Raw genomic sequence first — 21,182 nt, forward strand, 5'->3', positions numbered from 1 at the left:
CAATAAGTAAACGGCCGCGATTCGCGGCCCTTCCTTAGCGGGTCGCCGGAGCGTGGCCCCGAGGGCGATACCCGCCGGCTCTTGCGACGCAGCGCAAACGCGAGGCCGCAGGCGAGCCCACCCAAAAAACGCACAAGAAAAAAGCCCCGCCGTTTCCGGCGGGGCTTTCAGATCTCACTTTAAGCGTGACTTACTTCGAGAGCGTCGGCGCGGAGGCCGCTTCGGCCGGAGCCGCGGCGGTGCCTGCCGGGGCCGGGGCCGTCGACGAACCGGCCGGGGCCGCGTCGTCCAACGTCTGCGGCTTCAGGCCGGCTTCCTGCTCCGGGGTCTGCTCCGGGAGGTTGTCGCCCTGCAGCGGAAGGTAGATCTCGAACTTCTGCTCGTCGTAACCCTCGATGGTGCCGTGGTTATTGGTCGGAGCCTTGGTCTGGATGTCGTAAGCGCGGAACACCACGTCGTCGTACTTGTAGCCATGGGTCTGCGAGTAGGCTTCGAGCATCTGACGCGTCTGCGGCAGGCCGGCACCGGTGCCGGCCCAGTCGGCCTTGAGGGCCTTGCCGCCGAAGGCCAGCACGGCCTTGACGTTGCCGTCGACGATCACGCGACCGAGCTTGTCCTTGCTGCCCGGCGTCGCCGCGTCGGCAGCCGCCGGAGCAGCGGCGGTCGAGGCTTCGGCCGGATCCAGCGACGGGCGCTGGGCGGCAGTGATCTCGACATCCTGGCCATTGATCTTCAGCGTGGTGGCGTCGATCTCGGCGGCCACGTCGAAGGTGTAGTTCTGGTCACCCCAGCTCGTGGTGATCGTGATGCGCGGGCTGGTGATGTTCACGCCCAGCTTCTTGGCGGTCGCCTGGATCTCGGCCATCGCCTTGTCCGACGCGGTATCGACATCGTCGAGGGTGCGCGGCGCGGTGGTGGAGACGAACAGGATCGGCTTGGCCGGCTGATCGACGATCGACGGAACCATCTTGCTGTAGTCGATGTTGGGGATCGACGCCATCAGGTTCTGCAGATTGGACAGGCTGAACTGGATCAGCGCGTCCGGATCGCCGTGGATGTACAGGTTCGAGAAGCGGTTGACCAGGTTGAAACCGTACGAGACATCGTAGGCCCAGTTGACCTTGACCAGCTTCTGGCTGCGACCGGTGCGCTCCAGCTTGATCGTGAACTTCTTGTCGTTACCGCGCCAGCCATTGTCAAGGTTCCAGACAATCGTGCCCTTGCCGGCGTCGGAGATCTGGGCGAAGCCCGGATCGATAGAGGCGATCTCGAGGGAGCCGTCGCCGACCTTCGGGTCGGAAGCCTTCCACGCAATCTTTGCACCCGGGCCGTACGCCTTACCCGACAGCTCGAACTGCACCTTCGAATCGAAGGAGCGCAGCACGGTGTAGTCGGGGAAGCGACGGAAGTTGCTGAAAACGTCGTAAACCTGACGCAGATCCTTGCTGATCAGCATTTCGCGCTCAACATGTCCAGTTGAGGGCATAGCAACGCCGACCACGACACCGAGTACGGCGACGATGACGAGGGCGACAATAAATTCTAACAGACGCGTCATTCCACGGTTCTCCGAACGTCTTACGAACGGGTTTTACGCACGGCCATGGACGCCATACGCTCACCCCTGAAGAATCGGCCCGTGGCAGGGGTTCGCCCGCGCCGAAAGAGCCGATGGTACTTGCTCGCGGCGGGGAACGCCATTGGGTGCCCTGCCCTTTTTCGCAAGCGGGTACAAGGCGATTTTCGGCCGCCGGGGCCCAACCGGGCCTGGCGGTCAGCGCCGGGTCAGACGATACCCAGCTCCAGAGCCTTCAGGACGGCCCGCGTGCGGTCGCGGACGCCCAGCTTGGACAGGATGTTGGAGACGTGGTTTTTCACCGTGCCTTCGGCCACGCGCAGCGAATTGGCGATTTCCTTGTTGCTGTAGCCGCCCGACAGCAGGCGCAGGATCTCGGTCTCACGTTCGGTGAGGGGGTCGGGCTGCTCGAGGCTGGAAAACTGGTTCTGGATGCGCCCCACGCCTGCCAGGAGGCGCTGGGTCACCATCGGCGCCACCAGCGACCCGCCCGCGGCCACGGTGCGTACCGCTTCCACCAGCTGATCGAGCGAGACGTCCTTGAGCAGGTAGCCGCGCGCGCCGGCCTTGAGTCCGGCCAGCACGAGCTGGTCGTCGTCGAAGGTGGTCAGGATGATGGTCGGCGGCAGTTCGTTACGTCCGCCGAGCGTCTGGAGTACGTCCAGGCCGCTCATGTTGGGCATCCGCAGGTCGAGCAGCACCACGTCGGGGCGGATCTGCGGAATGGTCTGCACGGCCTGCGCGCCATCGGCGCATTCGGCGATGACGCGGATATCCCCCGCAAGGTCGAGCAGCGAGCGAATGCCCTGGCGAACCAGGTTCTGATCGTCAACGAGACAGACGGAGATCATGAATGACCCTCGGAAGGAAGAGGAATTGTGGCACGGGGCGGAAGGTCCGGATCGTCGACCAGGCCCTGTTCCAGCGCGGGTCGCGCTGGCGCGTGGGCCAGGGTCGGCTCCTCGCCCAGGGGTAACCGCGCAATCAGGGCAAAGCCGCCTTCCGCGCCGGTCCGGAACGTCACGGTGCCACCGAACTCGGCGAGGCGCTCACGCATGCCGTTGAGACCGTTGCCCGGGCGGACCGCGCCACTGCCGTCGCCGCGACCGTCGTCGCGTGCCTCCAGGCAGAGTTCGTCGGGACCGGTGTGGCGGAAGGTCAGCCAGAGGTGGCGGGCATGCGCGTGGCGCACTGTATTGGTAAGGATTTCCTGCACGCAGCGCAGCAGCATCTGCGCGCGGCGAGGATCTTCGACGCCGAAGCGTGGCGGCACGCTCAACTGCACCTGGAGCCCCGGCACGCCCTCGATCAGGCTGCGGACCGCCTGGGTCAGGTCGATCGCGTCGTCCTGGCGTAGCTCGCTGACCACCTCGCGCACGTCGGCCAGGAGTTGCTTGGCGGTGCGCTGGGCCTTGAGGACATGCTCCCGGGCGGTGTCATTGGTGAGATGGCTGGCAACCTCGAGGTTGAGGCTCAACGCCGTGAGGTGATGACCGACCAGATCGTGGAGATCGCGCGCGATACGCATGCGCTCGGCAATGCGGGTGGATTCAGCCAGCAGGGCGCGGGTGGCGCGTAGCTCGGAATTGAGTTGTCGCAGCTCTTCTCGCTCGTCGGCCTGCTGGCTCGCCACCATCGAGGCGATGAAGACCAGCGCGGAAAAGCCGAAATACAGGCAAGCCTGCATTGTCGAGGCGATCAGGGTGAACGGAATCTCAAGGAAGACCGGGATCAGGAGCAGGTGCGCCAGCACCATCCAGGCGATGCCGATGGGCAAGGTGACCAGCCAGGGCACGACGGTCGCCACGATGATCAGCAGCAGCGCGGCGACACCACTCTTGCTGAACACGCCCACCGCGAGCGCCGTGCCGGTAAGGATCAGCAGCACCGCAATGCGGGTGAAGCCGTCTACGCGAAGGCCGAGATTGCGGGTGAGCAGCCAATACACCAGGCCGAACACCAGGTAGCTCCCCGTCCAGCCCAGTAACGCCATATCCCCTATCGTCCCCGGGCCGCCACCCACCCGCTGCATGGAAAGCGGCAGGCCCACGCACAGGAACACGAAGTACGTGGCGTACTTAAGGAGGCGGACGTTATTGAACTGAACCTTCGACATGGCCGCATCATAGGGCTTCGCGCCCGCGGCACCACCTGATAGAAGTCACGCTCCGGCAACGCGGCAAGCGTCGGCTTTACAACGGTTTTACATACGTGATGTCGCGCCGCTGGGGTGGCCGGCATGCCATAATGCCGCGCATTCGGCGGCCCGGGGGTCGCCCGTTTCAAGAACCCATCATTCCAGAACCACAGCGGAGCAACGAATGGCCCTTGCCATCCGCGACGTGCGCGAGCACGACCTGGATGCCGTGCTGGCACTCAATAACGAGGCAGGCACCGGCATCCTCGCCACGGACCGCAGCCGCCTGCGCCACCTGTACGAGATCGCGCACTACTTTCGCGTCGCCGAACAGGATGGCCGGATCCTCGGCTTTCTTATCGCCATGCGTCCGGACGCTGAATACAGCAGTCCGAATTTCCGCTGGTTCCAGGCCCATTACGAAAGCTTCGTGTACATCGATCGCATCGTGATCGCGTCCGAATCGCGCGGCCATGGGCTGGGCCGAATCTTTTATTGCGATGTGCAGAGTTATGCCGAGGTACGCGTGCCGCTTTTGACCTGTGAAGTTTTTCTCGAACCACGCAACGACCAGACCGTGCTGTTCCACGGCACGATGGGTTTCCAGGAAGTCGGCCAGCAGAAGATGGACGAGGCCGGCCCGAAGGTGAGCCTGCTCGCCCGCGAACTGCCGAGCTTCCCGTTCGTGCGTGAGCGTTACCTCGAGCAGGACGGTCTTCCCGCGGTGGCGTGGTTGAGCGAGCGCCAGCGCCCGATCGACGACCGCAAGGTGAGCGCATGAACGCCCGCGCCGAACCGCTCGAAGCCGCCTGCGACCTCCGTTTTGGCCAGGTAGGCATCGCCTGCGTGCGTCTTCGCCGCGTGGATGCCGCCGCCCTTGTCGAGGAACTCGAGCGCCGCGTGCGCTCGGCACCTCAGATGTTCGCCCGTGCGGCGGTCGTGCTCGATCTCTCGCATCTGCCCAAACTGCCCGACGACGGCATGGTCGATGCCCTGCTCGAAGCCATTCGCAGCGCCGGCATGTTGCCGGTCGGCATCGCCTACGGCACGCCGGAGACCGAAGCGCTCGCCGAACGGATGAACCTGCCGCTGATCGCCAAGTTCCGCGCGCAGTACGAACCCGGCCAGGTCGCGCCCGCGCCCGGTGCGACTGCACCGGCACGCAGCGAACCGGTGGCCGCGATGGCCCCGATGGACCAGGACCATGAGCCGGGCAACAGCACGACGGCGCAGCACCACACTGGCAGCGCCGTGCGCTCCGGCCAGCAGGTCTACGCGCGTGACCGCGACCTCGTCGTCACCGCCGCCGTCGCCAATGGCGCGGAAGTCATCGCCGATGGCTCGATCCACATCTACGGCAGCCTTCGCGGCCGCGCCATGGCCGGCGCGCAGGGCGACGAATCCGCGCGCATCTTCTGCTCCGACTTCCGCGCCGAACTGGTCGCGATCGCCGGGCATTACCGCGTGTTCGAAGACATGCCAAAGGAATTCGAGGGCCAGGCCGTGCAATGCTGGCTCGATAATGGAAAACTCATGATCGCGCGCCTGTGACGCGCGGTCCCACGCTTATTCGCGGAGACATCTCTTGACAGAAATCATCGTCGTCACCTCCGGCAAGGGCGGAGTCGGCAAGACCACCACCAGCGCCTCCCTCGCCACCGGTCTCGCTCTCGAAGGCAAGAAAGTCGCGGTCATCGATTTCGACGTCGGCCTGCGCAACCTCGACCTGATCATGGGCTGCGAGCGGCGCGTGGTGTACGACTTCGTCAACGTCGTGCATGGCGAAGCCACGCTCAAGCAGGCCCTGATCAAGGACAAGCGCCACGAGACGCTGTTCGTGCTCGCCGCGTCGCAGACGCGCGACAAGGACGCACTCACCCAGGAAGGTGTCGAGAAGGTCCTCGACGAGCTGACCAAGGAAGGCTTTGACTTCGTCGTCTGCGATTCGCCGGCCGGCATCGAGAAGGGCGCGCACCTGGCCATGTACTTCGCCGATCACGCCGTCGTCGTCGTCAACCCGGAAGTCTCGTCCGTACGCGATTCGGACCGCATCCTCGGCCTGCTCGCCAGCAAGACCCGCCGCGCCGAAAAGGGCGAAACGCCGATCAAGCAGCACCTGCTGCTCACGCGTTACAACCCCAATCGCGTCGAAGCCGGCGAGATGCTCAGCGTCAAGGACGTCGAGGACATCCTCGGGATCAGCGTGGTCGGTGTGATTCCGGAATCGGAAAACGTGCTCGCGGCATCGAACGCCGGCGTTCCCGTGATCCTCAACGATGACTCCAACGCCGGTCTCGCCTACAAGGATACGGTCGCCCGCATCCTCGGTCGCGAGCTTCCGCTGCGTTTCATCGAGCCGGTCAAGAAGGGCTTCCTCAAGCGCGTCTTCGGAGGTTGAGCATGGGTATTCTCGATTTCCTGAAGCGCAAACCCGAAGCGAGTGCGGGCGTGGCCAAGGAACGGCTGCGCATCATCGTGGCGCAGGAGCGTTCGACGCGTGGCGGCCCCGACTACCTGCCGCTGCTGCGTAACGAGCTGCTCGAAGTCATCCGCAAGTACGTCAACGTCGATGTCGATGCGGTGAACGTCACCCTCGACCGCGACAGCGGCCACGAAGTGCTCGAACTCTCGGTCGCCCTGCCCGACGGCAAGCCCGCTACGTCCGCATGAACGCACCCGATCCCGCCGACGCGGTCCTCCGCGTCGGCGCCATCGGCTTCGACGAACCGCGCACCCTCCTCGCCCGCTACGGCCTCACGCTCATCGAGGTCGCCGACGGCGAAGCCATCCCGGGCAGTTTCTGGGGCGACACCGAAGCCGGCATCATCGGCACGACGGTCTACGCCCGCGCCGACACCCCCGTGCATTCCCTGCTCCACGAAGCCTGCCACCTGATCGTGCTTCCCGCCGACAAACGGGCGCTCGTGCATACCGATGCCACCGATTCGATCGAGGAAGAAGACGCCACCTGCTACCTGCAGATCGTCCTCGCCGGCGAGCTGCCGTCGGTCGGCTCCGCCCGCCTGATGGAGGACATGGACCGTTGGGGATACACCTATCGCCTCGGTTCCACGCGCGCCTGGTTCGAACAGGATGCTCCGGAAGCGCAGGCTTTCTTGAGCGAGCGTGGATTGCTTACTGGCTGAGGTACGCGGTTCGGGCTCGGGCTCGGGCTCGCCTTCGGCCTCGCGTTGCGCCTGCGCTGCGTCGCAAGAGCCGGCAGGTATCGCCCTCGGGGCCACGCTCCGGCGACCCGCTGGGGAAGGGCCGCGAATCGCGGCCGTTTACTGATTGCCCTACGGGCCGGGTCGGCGCCCCACCGGCGGTTTCCGACTCGACATCCTGTCTCGCGAAAACGGTCGGCCGTCCTGGCCGACCCCCTTCGGGCTTTTTCCGGTGTGACGCCTCGCCTGCGCTACCGGCCCCGAGGGCGATACCCGCCGGCTCTTTCGAGCACTGAGGTGGTGTGAGGTCGAGCCACCGCCCGCAGCACGCAGGCTCTCTGTAGGAGCCGGCTGCGCCGGCGAACCCTCAACACGGCTATCGCGAACGAGGCCTTGCGTCGCATCGTGCCGGCGGTTAACCGCTCGCCTCATCACTACAAGGCCTCATCCGCTCGCTCGATAGCCTGAGGGTTCGCCGATGAATCGGCTCCTACCCAAGATCTGCGTTGCACGTGCGCGCGGCGATGGCGCTCTCCCGACAATCGACCTCACCGTGGGGAAGAGCCGGCGGGTGCCAGCCTCGGGGCCGGTAGCGGAGGCGAGGGCGTCGGCTGGATCAGGCCCGTCAGGGGGCCGGCCAGGACGGCCGGCCTTTTCCGCGAGACAGGATGTCGAGTCGGAAAACCCCAGCCGAAGCCCGGCCCGGCCCGGCCCGTAGGGCAATAAGTGAATGGCGGCGGTAGCCGCCCTCCTTGGCGGGACGCCGCAGCGTGGCCCCGAGGGTGGCACCCGCCGGCTCTCGCGCCGCGCCCCGCGAGCGCAAGCAAAACGCAAGACCGAAGGCGAGCCTCTAACCCGGCTCGTTGCGCTCGATCTGCGAGACGACGCTCGATGCGGCGGCGGCTTGCGTACGCGCGAGTCGACGGCGCTCGAGCGTGCCGTAAGTCAGCCACGCGCCAAGCCCGATCAGGCACATCACCGTCGTGCCGATGGCCAGGGTAAGCATGCTTCCGGATAGCGCCGGCGAGAGCACGCCGGCGACGATAGCCGTGAAGATCAGGCTGCCAAACGCCTGCACCGACGACACGCCGCCACGCTGGTCGGGGAAGCGATCGAGCAGGAGCAGGGTCAGGGTCGGGAAGGCCAGCTGGACGCCGCAACCGTACAGCGCCAGCGGCAGGGTCGACCAGGGCACGCGGGGATGATCCAGTGTCAGCGCGAAGATCAGGTTCAGGGCGCACGACGACAGCATCGCCGCGTAACCCCAGTTCACCGTGCGCGCCGCACTCGCCCGGCCGGCCACGCGGCCTGATACGAAGGCGCCGAAGACCATGCCGCTGACTACCGGCACGAACAGCCACGGGAAACCATCGGCGCCCAGGTGAAGGAGATCGCGGATGAGCTGCGGCGCCGAGGCGATATAGAGGAACAGGCCGGCGAAGTTGATCGAACTGGCGATCGCCAACGGCCAGAACGGCAGGTCGCGCAGGATCGTCAGGTAACCGTGCATCAGTGGCCGGGGCCGGAAGACCGTGCGCTTTTCTTTCGGATGGGACTCGACCAGCAGGCGCGCCACGCTGACGGTGAGGGCCACCGTGAAGGCGGCCAGCGCCCAGAAGATGCCACGCCAGCCATCGATGCCGAGCAGCCACGCGCCGATGATCGGGGCGATAGCCGGCGCGATACCGAAGATCATCATGACCTTCGACATCATCCGCTGGGCTTCTTCGCCCTGCATGGTGTCGCGCACGACGGCGCGGCCGATGACGATGCCGGCACCGCCGCACATGCCCTGGACGATGCGGCAGCCGAGCAGGAAGGCAAAACTCGGTGCCATCGCGGCGCCGACCGAGGCGACGGCGTAGATCGCCATGCCGACCACAATGACCGGCTTGCGCCCGTAGGCGTCCGACAATGCCCCGTGGAACAGGCTCATCACCGCATAGGCCAGCAGGTAGACGCTGAGCAACTGCTGCAGTGCCACTTCGCCCACGCCGAAGTCATGCCCGATATCCGGGAAGCCCGGAAAAATGGCATCGATCGAGAACGGCCCGATCATGGACAGGGCCGCCAGCAGGTACGGCAGGTAGCGCCGCAGGTCGCGGGTCGCGGAGGTCATGGACCTTCAAGGCGGTGGCAAGGGGACTGAGCGAGTATAGCCACAAGGTTTCGGTCCATAATCGTGCCAACGAACCGCATGGGAGTTGTCGTGGGCTATACCGGTTTTGTGGCCGTCGGCGTGGGCGGTGTACTCGGGTGTTGGCTGCGCTGGTGGCTGGCGGTCGCCTTCAACCCACTGTTCCCGAACCTGCCGCTCGGCACGCTCGCCGCCAATCTCGTCGGTGGCCTGCTCATGGGCGTCGCCCTGGGCGTGTTCGACCATTTCACCACCCTGCCGGTGGAAGCGCGGCTGCTGGTCGCCACGGGATTCCTCGGCGGGTTGACCACCTTCTCGACCTTCTCGGCCGAGACCACCGGCCTGCTCCTTCGCGAACAGTACGGCTGGTTCGCCGCGCATGTCGGGTCGCACCTGGTCGGCTCCATCGTCATGACGATCGCCGGCCTGTTCATCACACGCGGAGTACTGAAGCACTTCTAAGCGCCACGCCGCGCGGGGCGGCGGGAGGATCACCAGGGGTCACGACGATGAGCCACGATTCTTCTTCTCTCAAGGCACGGGCGCAGGCCCTGCTGGAACAGGCCGGCATCACCCTCGGCGGCAGCCGGCCCACCGATCTGGTCGTACACGACGAGCGCACCTATCCCCGCGTCTTCGCCCACGGATCGCTTGGCCTGGGCGAGGCCTACATGGAAGGCTGGTGGGATGTCGGCGACCTGCCCGCCTTCTTCGCCCGCGTCCTCGGTTCCCATGTGGACGACTCGCTGCGCACGCTGGACACGCTCGTCGCGCACCTCAAGGCCCGCTTCCTCAACCTGCAACGCGGTGAGCACGCCTGGGACGTGGGCCGGCAACATTACGACCTGGGTAACGACCTGTTCGAAGCCATGCTCGGCAAGCGCCTGGTCTATTCCTGCGGCTACTGGGCCCAGGCGAGCAACCTGGACGACGCGCAGGAAGCCAAGCTCGACCTGATCTGCCGCAAGCTGCAGCTACAGCCCGGTCAGCGCCTGCTCGATATCGGCTGCGGCTGGGGCGAGGCGCTCAAGTTCGCGGCGGAGCGCTACGGCGTGAGCGGCGTCGGCGTGACCATTTCGAAGGAACAGGCCGAGTACGCACGCGAGTTGTGCAAAGGCCTGCCGATCGAGATCCGCCTGCAGGATTACCGCCATCTCGACGAACGCTTCGACGCCATCCTCTCGGTCGGCATGTTCGAGCATGTGGGTGGCAAGAACTACCGCACCTGGTTCGAGGTAGCGCGACGCTGCCTCGCCCCCCAGGGCCTCGCCGTCCTCCACACCATCGGCAGCAACGAGCAGCCGGGCCGGCCCGATCCCTGGATCGAGAAGTACATCTTTCCCAACTCGGTGATCCCGGCGATGAGCCAGGTGGCAACCGCCCTGGAAGGCTTGTTCGTGGTCGAGGACTGGCACAACTTCGGCACCGATTACGACCGCACGCTCACCGCCTGGCTGGCCAACTTCAACGCGGCCTGGCCCCACCTGGCCGGGCGCTACGACGAGCGCTTCCGGCGCATGTGGCAGTTCTACCTCGGCTGCTCGGCGGGAATATTCCGCAGCCGGCGTGACCAGTTGTGGCAACTGACCCTGTCGCCGCGTGGCGTGCCGGGCGGCATGCGCGTACCGCGCTGACGCCGTGACGACTTCGTGCCCCGTACGGTCGGGGCATGAACGAACAGGCGAGGACCCGCGACGGCGTCGTTGAGACCGATGTACCAGCCCGACTGGACCGGCTGACCTGGKGGCGCTTCCACACGCTCGTCGCCGTGGCCCTCGGCATCACCTGGGTGCTCGACGGGCTAGAGGTCACCATCACGGGCTCGATCGCCGGAGCGCTGAAATCCAGTCCGGTATTGCATCTGAGCGACACTCAGGTCGGGCTGGCCGGCAGCCTGTACCTGGTCGGCGCCGTGGCAGGCGCCTTGTACTTCGGCTGGCTGACCGACCGCCTCGGCCGCAAGAAGCTCTTCACGATCACGCTCGGCCTGTACCTCGTCGCCACCGCGGCCACGGCGTTCTCCCCGAACTTCGTCACCTTCGTGATATTCCGCATGCTCACCGGCGCCGGCATCGGCGGCGAATACGCGGCGATCAACTCAGCCATCCAGGAGCTGATCCCCGCCCGCTACCGCGGACACACCGATCTCGTCATTAACGGCAGCTTCTGGATCGGTGCGGCGATGGGCGCGCTCGGCGCCGTCGCCCTGCTCGACGGCGGCTGGGTCTCGGCCGAACTCGGCTGGCGACTCACCTTCGGCCTGGGCGCCGTCCTCGGCCTGGGCGTGTTGGTGCTTCGACAGTGGATACCGGAAAGTCCGCGCTGGTTGATGCTGCACGGACGCATCGACGAAGCCGAGGCTATCGTCGCCCAGATCGAACAACGGCTTGGCGTGCCGCCGCCGACGGAGCCCCTGCCACGACTGCGGCTGCGACCGCGCCGACTCACGCTGGGCACCGTCGCCACCACACTGTTTCGCGACTATCCCAGACGCACCGTGCTCGGCCTGATCCTCATGGCGACGCAGGCCTTCTTCTACAACGCGATCTTTTTCACCTATGCCCTGGTCCTGGGGCGTTTTTACGGTGTCTCCGATGCTGACATCGGCTTCTACCTGCTGCCCTTCGCTGCCGGCAATTTCCTGGGTCCGCTTCTGCTCGGGCGTCTGTTCGACACGGTCGGGCGGAAACCGATGATCGCGATCACCTATGCGATGTCCGGCCTGCTCTTGTTCGCCACCGCATGGCTGTTCGTCCACGGCATGCTCGACGCCCGAACGCAGACGATCGCATGGAGCATCGTGTTTTTCTTCGCTTCCGCCGCGGCGAGCTCGGCCTACCTGACGGTGAGCGAGAGCTTCCCGCTGGAGCTTCGCGCCCTGGCCATCGCTTTGTTCTATGCCGTCGGCACGGCGCTCGGCGGCGTGGTGGGCCCCTGGCTGTTCGGCTTGCTGATCGGCACGGGCGAGCGTGTGGCCATCGGCTGGGGGTACGCGACCGGTGCCTGCCTCATGCTGCTGGGCGCCGTCGCCGCACTAGGCCTTGGGATCGCCGCCGAGCGACGCCCCCTGGAGGACATCGCCGCGCCGCTCGGGCGCGCCGACTGAACGCAGGAAGCGTTTGCGCGCGATGCCTCGCATGAAGCCCAGCGCGGGCCGTGGATCGTCCCATCGGAAGGTGTGCAGTTGCGCCCTCGCCCACTGGCCCAGCACGGCCAGCCACGGCAGCCGTTCGCGCTTGCGCAGGGCAAGCACGGTCGGGATATCGTGGTACAGGTCGACGCACGCCACGCCTTCGGGATAGTCGCGCGACGCACGCGTCACCGGCAGCCCCTGCGCGTCCTGCCAGGCCATCTCGCACACGTTCATGCCACAGCGCGCCGCGAACTCCACGTAGGTCCAGGCGCGCGTGTTCACCTCGATGATGCGATAGACGCCGTCGCGCGGATCGCGCTTGAATTCGGCGCTGAAGATGCCCCGGTAATCCAGGCCATCCAGCAGGCGACAAAGGTGGCGGATCGCCTCCGGAAGTATCGCCAGCGGCACCGAGTGACAGCAGGAACTGTTACCGAAATCCGGTGGCGACATGCGCAGGCGTCGCCGCGCGAAGACGCCCGCATACGCGCCGTTCCTGTCACGAAAGCCATCGACGAAGAAGTGCTCGCTGGCCGGGCCCGGAACATATTCCTGCGCCATGACGCTGAAGCCCTGCGCATGCAGGCGCGCCCACGTCTCGCGAAGGGCTTCAAGCCGGTCGACCCAGAGGCCTTTCACGCCGGTGACATCACTGAATCGCTGGGAGTTCACCGGCTTGACGAAGACGCGGTCCATCGACGCAAACGGAATGGCGTCGATGTCCTCCCGGCAGGCGATGCGATACGTGCGCGGATGCGGAATATGCGCGGCGGCAAGGTAGCCGGCGAACACGGCCTTGTCCTGCAGCAGCTCCTGCGCATCGCGGCTCGATGTACTGACCAGGAAACGCTCGCCGAGATCGGTGGACGGCAGGTCGGCCAGCCAGAGCGCGGCGTCGTCCGCGCCGGGAATGATGACGGCCCTGTCCAAGGGCATGGCGCGCAGGGCGGCAAGCCCCTGCTCACCCGGTTGGCCGTCCCACGGGACAGCACCGGGAGTCGGTCGGTACCAGCGCGAACGGCTGACGATATCGCCAGGTGGGCATGCGACGTAGGCAGGAATGCCGGCAAGCTGAAGACTACGAAGGATACCCAGCGCGGTCGGCCCGCGCCCCATCACGATCGCGGGTACCCGCTCGTCGCCGCACCTAGCCATACCGCCCCCTGTGGCGGGTGACAACGCCGGAATGGCGCACCCTGCAAGGGCAATGTGACATCGGTTCGGGCGACCGGCCAGATCGCCACACGGCCTATGCCCTATCGGGGGTCGCCGCGTTGTTCGGCGAGGGCGGCATCGATGGCGGCGTCCATCGCCAGCGCGCTGGCGCGAAGGGAAGCGCCATCGATCAGCTCGAGCACATCGGCCACCCCGGTCGACGGCGGGGCGACGGCGCGCGGCACGGCCTGTTCGTCCGCGGCGACCGGCGGAGGCGATCCCGCGAGGGCATCCGCGCTCATCTCCGTGGCGTACTTCACGATCTTCACCGGACGGCCGTTGGCATCGAAGATCGGGTTGTAGGTCGCCTGGATCCAGACCACGACCTTGCCCTTGGCGATGCGCCGATAGAGTCCGGCGTCGTGAAGGCCAGACCGCAGGCGACGCCAAAACCCGATATACGCATCCGAACGGCTCTCTTCCTCATCCACGAAAAGGCTGTGGTGCTTGCCAACGATCTCATCGAGGCGGTAGCCGGTGAAACCGAGGAAGACCTCGTTGGCGTCCAGGATCATGCCGTCAAGCGAGAACTCGACCACACCCTGGGTGCGATCGGCGATGTCGAGGCGCTGCTCGCGCGTTGCCACTGAGACCCGCTCGTCGGAGATATCGCAGGCATACAGGAGCACGGATGAGATCCTGCCTCCCCGTCCCGCAAGCGGAATGTACACGGCCTGAAGCCAGACCTCGCGACCGGGCGCGCCGGTAGCCCGGTACGTGCCGGCCACCTGCTCGCCACGGGCGAGGGCGCGCCAGAGATGCTCCGCATCGTCGACCGGGAAGAACTGACTGTGGGGCTGGCCAACCACGGCCTCGGCACGGCATCCCAGCGTCGCGAGGAAACGCTCGTTGACCGAGCGCACGATGCCGTCCATGCCGAACTCGACGACCGATTGGCTGCGCGAAAGCGCGGCGATGATCGCGCGCTCCGTGCGGGCGCTGCGCCTGCCGCGCCCCCATCCGAACATACCCATCGTCGCGCCTCGTACTGCTAATGTGATTCGAACTGGGTTATCGGCCGGAGGCGGTCCGGGCTTTAGGCGAACGATACCAGTTTCGTCAATTCACATCTGTCCGTCGGCCACGGCGAAGGGGACGACGCCAGGGTCACGGGCTTCACTGGCCTGGCGTCGCATCGGCGGTGCCGGGCGCGGCACCGAGGGCGAGGTCCGGCCCAGGGTGATGTTCTTCGACGCGCGCACCTCGCGGTTAGCGAAGGTCCATATCTCACCGGTTTCGGTGATGAACACCGTCCAGTAGAGATCCGATTCCGGACCGTAATCGATCAGGAAATGGGCGAAGCCTTCCCCCTTGGGGGTGTTCATGGGCAGCGGCGGGTTGAGTTGCAGCATGGCGTCCTCCTCGTGGGCCGATTAGCACCAAAGCCGCGTGCGGCCGGAGTGAACGTGCCGTCGATCACGCATCACCGGACACGGCCACCACTTTTCGTCGCGGGTGGGTAACATGGCCTCATCCGGAACACGGTTCACCAGGGGATACAGGGCGTGCAGGCACGTAATTTCGCGGTATCGGTTGTCCAGCCCGGTGGCAAGGTCGCCATCGAGATCGAATTCAACGAGAAAATCCACGGACTTTCCGGCGACACGCTATGGCTGTCCCTGGAGGACGATGCCAGCCTGGCCGACGCGGAAGAGCTACGGGCGCTGCTCGAGCGGGTGGGTCACCGACTTACGGTAACGAACGTACGCGCCTGACCGGGGCCGTCGCCGCGTCCGTCACGGTCGTCACTGCGACCGCCAGCGGTACCACCACGGGCGTCAGCCGATGGTTGACGCCATGTACTTTACGGCAGCCCAGGCAGTGGCGGGTCATGCCCAGTCCACGACGGGACGCGCGTGGCGTGCTCAACACGCAGCCACACACGTAACAGCTGGCGACCGCGCCGCGCTCCCATAGCTTCACGCGCACGGCCTGCACGGTCACCCAGGCCACCGCCGCGGTCACGGATCCGGCGACGATCCAGCCCGGCAGATTGGAATACAGGGAAAGAATGCCCAGGTCGCCTGGCATCTGCTGGACGGCCTTCATCGCCGCTGCGGCAACGGCACCGACGCCGAGGACCATCAGGYCCGGCGAAAACATCCGAAAATACATCCGTCCGGCGTACGACATGGTGGTCCCCTGACCCAGCCGGATGCTCCCGGCGGATTCAGGTTGGCGCCTGTGGGGTCTACCCGCCGTGAACAGGGGGCGCCTCAGAACGAAACCCCCAGGCTCACGCGGCCGCCGTGGTCGCTCAGGCCGCTGGCGTACTGCCCGGTATAGCTCGCATCCAGATGCACCGCCGGACTGAGCCGGAAGGACAGGCCGGCGTCGACCGTGGTTGCGTTGCGGGCCAGTGGCACACCGGAAACATCGAAGGACTCGCCACCATCGGCGAAACGCAGGCGAGCGGACGGCGTGGTGTCGCCGGACGCATGCTGCCAGGCGACGGTCGTCTGCCAACCCACGACATGCGTCGCATCGGTCGCCATGCCGGCGTGGATCCCAAGCTTGCCCACCGTTACGTCCGCATCGCGGCCGTCGACACGCAGCGCGCCGATGCCGCCGCGTTCCGTCGCCGAATCGCCGCTCCAGCGTACGGCGGCGACCTGCAGGAAGGGCTCGAGGCGCGTGCGCATGCCTGGGTGAAACGCATAGCCGAGTTCCGCGAATCCCTGCGTGCTGGCCGCATCGCGATCCGCATCCAGGCGCGACGTCTCGTCGCCGAGGGTCACGTGGCGCGTGGTATCGATATCGTGATGCGCATGGACGATGCCACCGCGCAGCGTGAGGGCATCGAAGGCCACGTCGCCATACAGGCCGAACTGGTTGCTGTGCACCTTTGCCGAGCCGTCGAGCGACCGCTCGTGCAGCGACTGCTTCGCGTGCCCGAGCAACACACCGATGCGTGCGTCGCCGTCGACCGCGACATCCATGCCGAGCAACGCGCCACTGCCACTGCTGTCGATCTTTCCCGCGTTGGCGTTGCCGTCGTAATCGGCATCGTGGCCGAGGACACTCAGCCATGTGGTGACGCCGTGGCCATCGTCGCCGTGGGCACCCTGGCGACCGTCGTCGTCGCCAAGCATGTGACGTGTCACGGCATCGCGTACCTGACGCTGGTCGTCGACGATGACCGACTGCGCGCTGGCATGCAGGTCACCGGCGAGGGCCGAGAAAGCACGTTCGGCGGCGCTTTCGTCCATCGCGACGACGCGGTCGTAGACGGCATGGCCGACACCCAGGCTGTCCGCGGCCATCGCGACGGCACGCTGGTTCGGTGTAGAGGCTGCATCGAGGAACGAGACGGCGTTGCGCTGAAGATCGAGGCTTACCTTACCCGCTGCGCTGTAGGCGATGATCGCGTTGAGGAAGGCAAAGTGGCTGTCGACGGCGGCGAATTGACCGGTCACGCCACCGCCAGCGGTCAACACGTCGTAGTGGTTGTTTGCGATCCACGTCGCTCCCTGCGCATCCACCACGAGACGGGCGCCGTCGATCGTCGCGTGACCGGCGACGGCCAGGCGGCTGGCGCCGGCGGGTGACGTGTCGATATACAGCGTGCTGTCGGATGCAAGGGTCGCATCGCCGCCCACCGTCAACGTGCCGATCGAACCGGGCGCGACCGTACCGTGAGCCACCAGGTCGCCTCCGATTCGTCCGTGTCCACTCAAGGAGGCGCCAGCGGCCAGATCGACAGCGCCGCCCAGAAGCGCGCCCGGCGTCGATTCGTCTCCTATCTGGAGGCTGCCCGCGGCGATCGAGGTATGGCCGGAGAAATTGCCCTGCCCGTCGAAAACCAGCATGCCCGCGCCGGACTTCACGATCTCGCCCGTGCCGCTAAGGAAGCCCGCGTAGCGGCCATCGGTCGGCTGATCGAAGACAAGTGTCCCGTTGTTGGCGATGTCACCTTGCAGACTGAGCGTACTTCCACGGAGCGTACCGGCGGCGATGCTCGTGCCGCCGGTATAGGTGTTGCTTCCGGTGAGCGATAGCGTGCCGTCACCTCGTTTGCTCAACGAGCCGCTGCCACCTAACGACTGTGTGAGCGTAAAGGTGTTGGCCGCATCGACGATGTCGAAGCCGCCTCCATGGGTGCCAAGAACGACGGCGCGGCGCGTCGCGTTGAAGTAAGTACCGTCGACGCGAAGCGCACCGCCATCCAGGCTGAGGTATCCGCTTCCGTCGCCCAGGGCGGTGTCCTGTGCCACCTCGATCGCGCCGCCCGAAATGGTCGTGCCACCGGTGTAGGTATTCGCCGCGGTAAGGACGAGCGTTCCGTAGTCGGCCTTCACCAGGCCGGCACGACCGGTGAGGACGCTGTTGATCGTCGCCTTGTAGCCGGAGCTCATGCTCGTCCCGTCGCCCACGCGAATGACTGGCGCGGCGGTACCCGTCGCCACGAGGCGGACATGGTCGCCGCCGAGCGTGTAGCCGTCTGTCGCGAACTGCAGGCCAGTGGCACGGGCCGTGCCCTTGCTGTCGTCCACGCTTACGTCGCCCCGGTCCCCTGCGAAGACGGCAAATCCGGGATCCGGCAGGGAGCCCTGCCATGCGCCACTCGCATCGGCCCAGGTCGCGCCCAGCGTGCCCCACGTGCCGGAGCCACCGCCATAGCGTGCGCCACTGGCGAGTCCATTCGCGTTCCAGAACTGGATGGGAAGGTCCGTGCGAAGGATCACATCCAAGCGCTTGAGGTCGCTGCGGTCGAGCAACTGCAGCGCGTCGCCGGCAGGCGCCGTACCGAGATGGAAGCCTCCGTTCAGCGCCGTGTACGTGCCGCCGTAGTCGAACACCGTGTAGAGACCCGGTGCCATGCCGTCGCCGGCGCGAACATCGACGGGCGCGTTGTCGATCACCGCATCGCCGGTGACGTGCAGGCGATCGCTCAGCCCCACCGTCTGGGCATCCGCGCCCGGCGTGCCGAGTTTGACCGAGAGCCCACCGCCGTTCAGGGCAAGCGAACCATCGATCGTCAGCGTACCGAACCCATCGCCGACAATGTACTGGCCGCCGTCGCCGGGCGCGACGCTGCCACCCTGGGCGACCGTCACGTTGCCGATCACCGTACCGGTGCCGCTCAGCGCGGCGCCCTGCGCGACGGACACGTCGGATGTCAGGGTCGCACCGTGGTGAGCGTCGTCGCCCACGACCATCGCACCCTGCGTCAAATGCGTCGAGCCGTTGACCAGGACCCCGCCGTTGAACACGCTTGCCAGCGACGTCACCGCATTCGTCAGATCGGTGCCCACCGATATGTCGCCGTTGAAGATGTACCCGTGCTTCCCTTCGACCGACATATACCCCGTCGTCGTCAGGCTCCCGATCACTTGTTCCGGAAGGATGGGAAACGGATCCTGGCCCATCAGCAACGAGCCGTCGATGTAGATCGATGCCGCATGCAGGCTGTTCAGGAGGGTCACCTTGCCCGCCGCACTTCCCGTCGACAGCCACAGCTGATTCGTTGCGCTGAGGCTGCCCACCTGCATGTCGCCGTTGTTCGCGATACGGACGTTCGTGCCCGAGCCACCCACGGCTCCACCGACCTGGTTTGCCGGGTTGTCCAGGATCACGTCGCCGGACGCGCCGAAGTACGCATTGCCAGCGATCGAAAGCGGCGTGGCGCTCTGGGTAAGCGAACCGTGCCCTGCCCCTATCGTCGCATTGCCGCTCACGTCGAATCGGTCGGTCAGCGAGATGGCTCCGTTGTACGTGTACAAGCTGACGTTCCTGCCGTCCACCGCACCCATCGTCAGCGCCGACTGGTTGTCCAGCATGAGATCACGCGAGGTGACGGTGATCATTCCGCCGAAGCTGCTTCCGTGCGCTGTCACGTCGGATAACGCGTCGATGGTCGTGCTGCCAGCGACGTTGGCGGACAACTGAAGCGAATTCAGGGTACGCAAGGCAAGGTTCCCGCCCGCCGTCACGGTCAGGTATGAAAACTGGTTGTCCTGGGTGAGAGATACGTCGCCCGTGGCACTGACGTTGGAGGATAACGCCTTGATCACCCCTCCGGCCTGCGTCACATCGCCGTGCGTAGCGGTCACCTTCAAGTCATCGGCATTGATCTCGGCGCCTGTATCGACTTCGCCGCCCTTCAACTCGATGCTGTTGAAGTGAGACGTATCTTCGCCCAGGCGCGTATTCGCATCGAGCACCAGCCCCTGCGTTGCCAACAACGACAGCCTCGCGCCCTGGCTGCTGCGTGACAGTGTGCGTCCCGCTGCAAGTTCGATGGCACCGCCCGACGTCGCGACAAGATTCGCGGTCTGTCCCGACAACGTCACATCGGCGTTGAATGCGATATCCGAGTCGGAGGTCAGGCTGATGTCGCCACCGGCCATGGACAACATCGATGCACCCACCTGCGACGGACCACCCGGCGTGTACGTTCCGTTTGCATCGATACGGGCGACAACCGCGTCGGTCACCACCATGGCGTCACCCGACCGGATTGCCAGCGAGCCGCTGCCGTCGTAGGGCATCCGCGAGAGGTAGACCCGCGCGTCCGCTTCGAGATAGCCATCGCTGGCGATGTTGAGCGAGCCCCCGGCATGGCCGTGGACGTCGATTGTGCCGCCCAGGTGCAACGCGTCGTGCGCACTGATGTCGACCCGCCCCCCGAAGTCGCTGGTGCCACCGATCAGCGCACTGGTGGTGCGAATGACCGCGCTGTCGCCGACGTAGGCGACCGCGGGTGTCGTCCCCGCCGGGTTCACATAGCCCGCGCCGATCGCCACGCTGCTGATGGGCGCACCCTGGCTGGTGTCGATCGTCCCGGTCATGAGGACCTTCGTATCGGAGTAGAGACCCACCCGACCGCCGCTGGCCTGGATCGTCCCCGAATTGACGATGTCGCCGCCGAGTGCCTCCAGGATGACGTTGCCAGCCGGGTCGGTGATCGTCCCGATATTCTCGATCGCCGGCTGCCCGCTGTTGCCGGCGAGGGCGATGTAACCGCCCAGCGTGGGGGGCGTATGCAGGAAATTGTATGCCGCGGTGTTGAGGGGCCCGCTGTCGCTCACGTGCGATGCCGCGACGATATGGATCGTGTTGCCTGTCGCCGCAATGCTGCCCTCGTTGCGCACGGACGAGCCCAGCAGCACCGCGCTACCCGCCGTCGAGATCGTGCCGGCGTTGACCAGGCTGGCCCCGGCACCCATGGCGTCGAACTCATACGCCGCCGGCATGCCATTCGCCGCAGGCGACATCGCCATCGCGGCAAGCACAAGGTCGTCCCCACCGACCACGCCGGTGCTCCCGATCGTGATGCCCTGCGCATCGGCGAGCGCGTGGCGCCCCTGCATCGACAACGTGCCCGCGATCGACGAGATCGTGCCACCGGTCACCGAGTGCGACGCTGTCGTGATGGCACCCAACGTCTGCTGGAAGTTTGCCGTGCCGCCCGCCCCGATGTTGAAGCTCGACCAGTTGACCCAGACGTTCGAAGGATCAGGCTGCGAGAACGTAAGCGTGTTGCCCTGGATGGACAGGACGGGGGTCGCGCCCGTGGCGCTGTCGAAGACAGGCAGCTCGACCGCCGCCTGGGCCGGGGACGCCAGGCCAAAGGCGACAGCCAGGGCCAGCGGTGCGGCCACCAGCAGGGCGCGTCGGCGGGACTCGACACCGTCAGCCCGGCTCGCCCCGCCAGCGCGCGCCAGCTCCGAAACCACCTGCACGACGCGCAGGGCCGCATTCCATACCAGCCGGTACGAACGATTCATCCGAGTTGTCCCCCGTGACCGGTCCACCGGGCGGGGTCATCCGCGCCTCCCTGACGGTCAGAAGGCGAATCTACACGAGGCTCGCAGAAA

18 protein-coding genes are annotated in these 21,182 nt (G+C 66.2%); 9 read left to right on the forward strand and 9 right to left on the reverse strand.

Annotated features, from left to right (window positions below):
- Nucleotides 1–190: 190 nt before the first annotated feature.
- From AC1DYM_RS21140 to AC1DYM_RS21150, 3 genes are all read right to left on the reverse strand, one after another.
- Nucleotides 191–1,558, reverse strand: coding sequence for an SRPBCC family protein (locus AC1DYM_RS21140; protein WP_477341738.1), 1,368 nt, complete (start codon nucleotides 1,556–1,558; stop codon nucleotides 191–193).
- 227 nt (nucleotides 1,559–1,785) lie between these two features.
- Nucleotides 1,786–2,427 carry a response regulator gene (locus tag AC1DYM_RS21145; protein ID WP_159892945.1) on the reverse strand — a complete coding sequence of 214 codons (642 nt, stop codon included), beginning with the start codon at nucleotides 2,425–2,427 and terminating at the stop codon, nucleotides 1,786–1,788.
- Nucleotides 2,424–3,692, reverse strand: a complete 1,269-nt coding sequence (locus tag AC1DYM_RS21150; RefSeq protein WP_477341740.1) for a sensor histidine kinase — start codon at nucleotides 3,690–3,692, stop codon at nucleotides 2,424–2,426. The genes AC1DYM_RS21145 and AC1DYM_RS21150 overlap by 4 nt, the downstream gene beginning before the upstream one ends.
- 205 nt (nucleotides 3,693–3,897) lie before the next feature.
- Between AC1DYM_RS21150 and AC1DYM_RS21155 the strand changes: the two genes are divergently transcribed.
- The 5 genes from AC1DYM_RS21155 to AC1DYM_RS21175 are packed head-to-tail and all read left to right on the forward strand — an operon-like array spanning nucleotide 3,898 to nucleotide 6,859.
- Entirely contained in the window at nucleotides 3,898–4,494 is a 597-nt protein-coding gene (locus AC1DYM_RS21155) for a GNAT family N-acetyltransferase (RefSeq protein ID WP_477341741.1), read from the forward strand.
- Nucleotides 4,491–5,264 (forward strand): septum site-determining protein MinC, encoded by a 774-nt coding sequence (gene minC, locus AC1DYM_RS21160; RefSeq protein WP_477341743.1) that lies wholly within the window; start codon nucleotides 4,491–4,493, stop codon nucleotides 5,262–5,264. The genes AC1DYM_RS21155 and minC overlap by 4 nt, the downstream gene beginning before the upstream one ends.
- A gap of 34 nt (nucleotides 5,265–5,298) precedes the next feature.
- Nucleotides 5,299–6,111 carry a septum site-determining protein MinD gene (gene minD / locus AC1DYM_RS21165; protein WP_046980031.1) on the forward strand — a complete coding sequence of 271 codons (813 nt, stop codon included), beginning with the start codon at nucleotides 5,299–5,301 and terminating at the stop codon, nucleotides 6,109–6,111.
- A 2-nt stretch (nucleotides 6,112–6,113) separates the two neighbouring features.
- A complete protein-coding gene (minE, locus tag AC1DYM_RS21170; protein WP_159892935.1) occupies nucleotides 6,114–6,383 on the forward strand; it encodes a cell division topological specificity factor MinE in 270 nt (89 codons plus the stop codon).
- Nucleotides 6,380–6,859: a hypothetical protein gene (locus AC1DYM_RS21175; RefSeq protein ID WP_477341746.1), complete on the forward strand. Its 480-nt coding sequence runs from the start codon at nucleotides 6,380–6,382 to the stop codon at nucleotides 6,857–6,859. The genes minE and AC1DYM_RS21175 overlap by 4 nt, the downstream gene beginning before the upstream one ends.
- An 868-nt stretch (nucleotides 6,860–7,727) precedes the next feature.
- Here the strand turns inward: AC1DYM_RS21175 and AC1DYM_RS21180 are convergent.
- Nucleotides 7,728–8,996: a multidrug effflux MFS transporter gene (locus AC1DYM_RS21180; RefSeq protein ID WP_477341748.1), complete on the reverse strand. Its 1,269-nt coding sequence runs from the start codon at nucleotides 8,994–8,996 to the stop codon at nucleotides 7,728–7,730.
- Between the two features lie 90 nt (nucleotides 8,997–9,086).
- Between AC1DYM_RS21180 and crcB the strand changes: the two genes are divergently transcribed.
- From crcB to AC1DYM_RS21195, 3 genes are read left to right on the forward strand one after another with little or no spacing between them, the layout of a single operon-like run.
- Nucleotides 9,087–9,476, forward strand: a complete 390-nt coding sequence (gene crcB / locus AC1DYM_RS21185; protein ID WP_046980027.1) for a fluoride efflux transporter CrcB — start codon at nucleotides 9,087–9,089, stop codon at nucleotides 9,474–9,476.
- Nucleotides 9,477–9,523: 47 nt separating this feature from the next.
- Complete coding sequence (gene cfa, locus AC1DYM_RS21190; protein ID WP_477341750.1) at nucleotides 9,524–10,648, forward strand: cyclopropane fatty acyl phospholipid synthase; 1,125 nt, start codon at nucleotides 9,524–9,526, stop codon at nucleotides 10,646–10,648.
- A gap of 35 nt (nucleotides 10,649–10,683) precedes the next feature.
- Nucleotides 10,684–12,120 carry an MFS transporter gene (locus AC1DYM_RS21195; protein ID WP_477341751.1) on the forward strand — a complete coding sequence of 479 codons (1,437 nt, stop codon included), beginning with the start codon at nucleotides 10,684–10,686 and terminating at the stop codon, nucleotides 12,118–12,120.
- Here AC1DYM_RS21195 and AC1DYM_RS21200 read toward each other — a convergent pair.
- The 3 genes from AC1DYM_RS21200 to AC1DYM_RS21210 form a co-directional block, all read right to left on the reverse strand.
- Nucleotides 12,049–13,302 carry a carboxylate--amine ligase gene (locus tag AC1DYM_RS21200; RefSeq protein WP_477341753.1) on the reverse strand — a complete coding sequence of 418 codons (1,254 nt, stop codon included), beginning with the start codon at nucleotides 13,300–13,302 and terminating at the stop codon, nucleotides 12,049–12,051. The two genes, AC1DYM_RS21195 and AC1DYM_RS21200, sit on opposite strands and share 72 nt — an antisense overlap.
- A 101-nt stretch (nucleotides 13,303–13,403) precedes the next feature.
- Nucleotides 13,404–14,336, reverse strand: a complete 933-nt coding sequence (locus tag AC1DYM_RS21205; protein WP_477341755.1) for a PAS domain-containing protein — start codon at nucleotides 14,334–14,336, stop codon at nucleotides 13,404–13,406.
- 90 nt (nucleotides 14,337–14,426) lie between these two features.
- Nucleotides 14,427–14,714, reverse strand: a complete 288-nt coding sequence (locus tag AC1DYM_RS21210) for a hypothetical protein (RefSeq protein WP_477341757.1) — start codon at nucleotides 14,712–14,714, stop codon at nucleotides 14,427–14,429.
- Between the two features lie 153 nt (nucleotides 14,715–14,867).
- On the opposite strand from AC1DYM_RS21210, the gene AC1DYM_RS21215 reads away from it, so the two are divergent.
- Entirely contained in the window at nucleotides 14,868–15,077 is a 210-nt protein-coding gene (locus tag AC1DYM_RS21215) for a hypothetical protein (protein ID WP_477341759.1), read from the forward strand.
- On the opposite strand, the gene AC1DYM_RS21220 is transcribed toward AC1DYM_RS21215, so the two are convergent.
- Both AC1DYM_RS21220 and AC1DYM_RS21225 read right to left on the reverse strand, forming a co-directional pair.
- Nucleotides 15,052–15,465, reverse strand: a complete 414-nt coding sequence (locus AC1DYM_RS21220) for a hypothetical protein (protein WP_477341761.1) — start codon at nucleotides 15,463–15,465, stop codon at nucleotides 15,052–15,054. The two genes, AC1DYM_RS21215 and AC1DYM_RS21220, sit on opposite strands and share 26 nt — an antisense overlap.
- Before the next feature lie 113 nt (nucleotides 15,466–15,578).
- Nucleotides 15,579–21,092, reverse strand: a complete 5,514-nt coding sequence (locus AC1DYM_RS21225; protein WP_477341763.1) for an autotransporter domain-containing protein — start codon at nucleotides 21,090–21,092, stop codon at nucleotides 15,579–15,581.
- Between the last annotated feature and the right edge of the window lie 90 nt (nucleotides 21,093–21,182).

The organism is Luteibacter sp. P1_D3 (assembly GCF_056406135.1).

Coding starts and splice junctions, on each gene's coding strand:
- AC1DYM_RS21140 (WP_477341738.1), bottom strand. CDS start 1,558: ATGACGCGTCTGTTAGAATTTATTGTCGCCCTCGTCATCGTCGCCGTA.
- AC1DYM_RS21145 (WP_159892945.1), bottom strand. CDS start 2,427: ATGATCTCCGTCTGTCTCGTTGACGATCAGAACCTGGTTCGCCAGGGC.
- AC1DYM_RS21150 (WP_477341740.1), bottom strand. CDS start 3,692: ATGTCGAAGGTTCAGTTCAATAACGTCCGCCTCCTTAAGTACGCCACG.
- AC1DYM_RS21155 (WP_477341741.1), top strand. CDS start 3,898: ATGGCCCTTGCCATCCGCGACGTGCGCGAGCACGACCTGGATGCCGTG.
- minC (WP_477341743.1), top strand. CDS start 4,491: ATGAACGCCCGCGCCGAACCGCTCGAAGCCGCCTGCGACCTCCGTTTT.
- minE (WP_159892935.1), top strand. CDS start 6,114: ATGGGTATTCTCGATTTCCTGAAGCGCAAACCCGAAGCGAGTGCGGGC.
- AC1DYM_RS21175 (WP_477341746.1), top strand. CDS start 6,380: ATGAACGCACCCGATCCCGCCGACGCGGTCCTCCGCGTCGGCGCCATC.
- AC1DYM_RS21180 (WP_477341748.1), bottom strand. CDS start 8,996: ATGACCTCCGCGACCCGCGACCTGCGGCGCTACCTGCCGTACCTGCTG.
- cfa (WP_477341750.1), top strand. CDS start 9,524: ATGAGCCACGATTCTTCTTCTCTCAAGGCACGGGCGCAGGCCCTGCTG.
- AC1DYM_RS21200 (WP_477341753.1), bottom strand. CDS start 13,302: ATGGCTAGGTGCGGCGACGAGCGGGTACCCGCGATCGTGATGGGGCGC.
- AC1DYM_RS21205 (WP_477341755.1), bottom strand. CDS start 14,336: ATGGGTATGTTCGGATGGGGGCGCGGCAGGCGCAGCGCCCGCACGGAG.
- AC1DYM_RS21210 (WP_477341757.1), bottom strand. CDS start 14,714: ATGCTGCAACTCAACCCGCCGCTGCCCATGAACACCCCCAAGGGGGAA.
- AC1DYM_RS21225 (WP_477341763.1), bottom strand. CDS start 21,092: ATGAATCGTTCGTACCGGCTGGTATGGAATGCGGCCCTGCGCGTCGTG.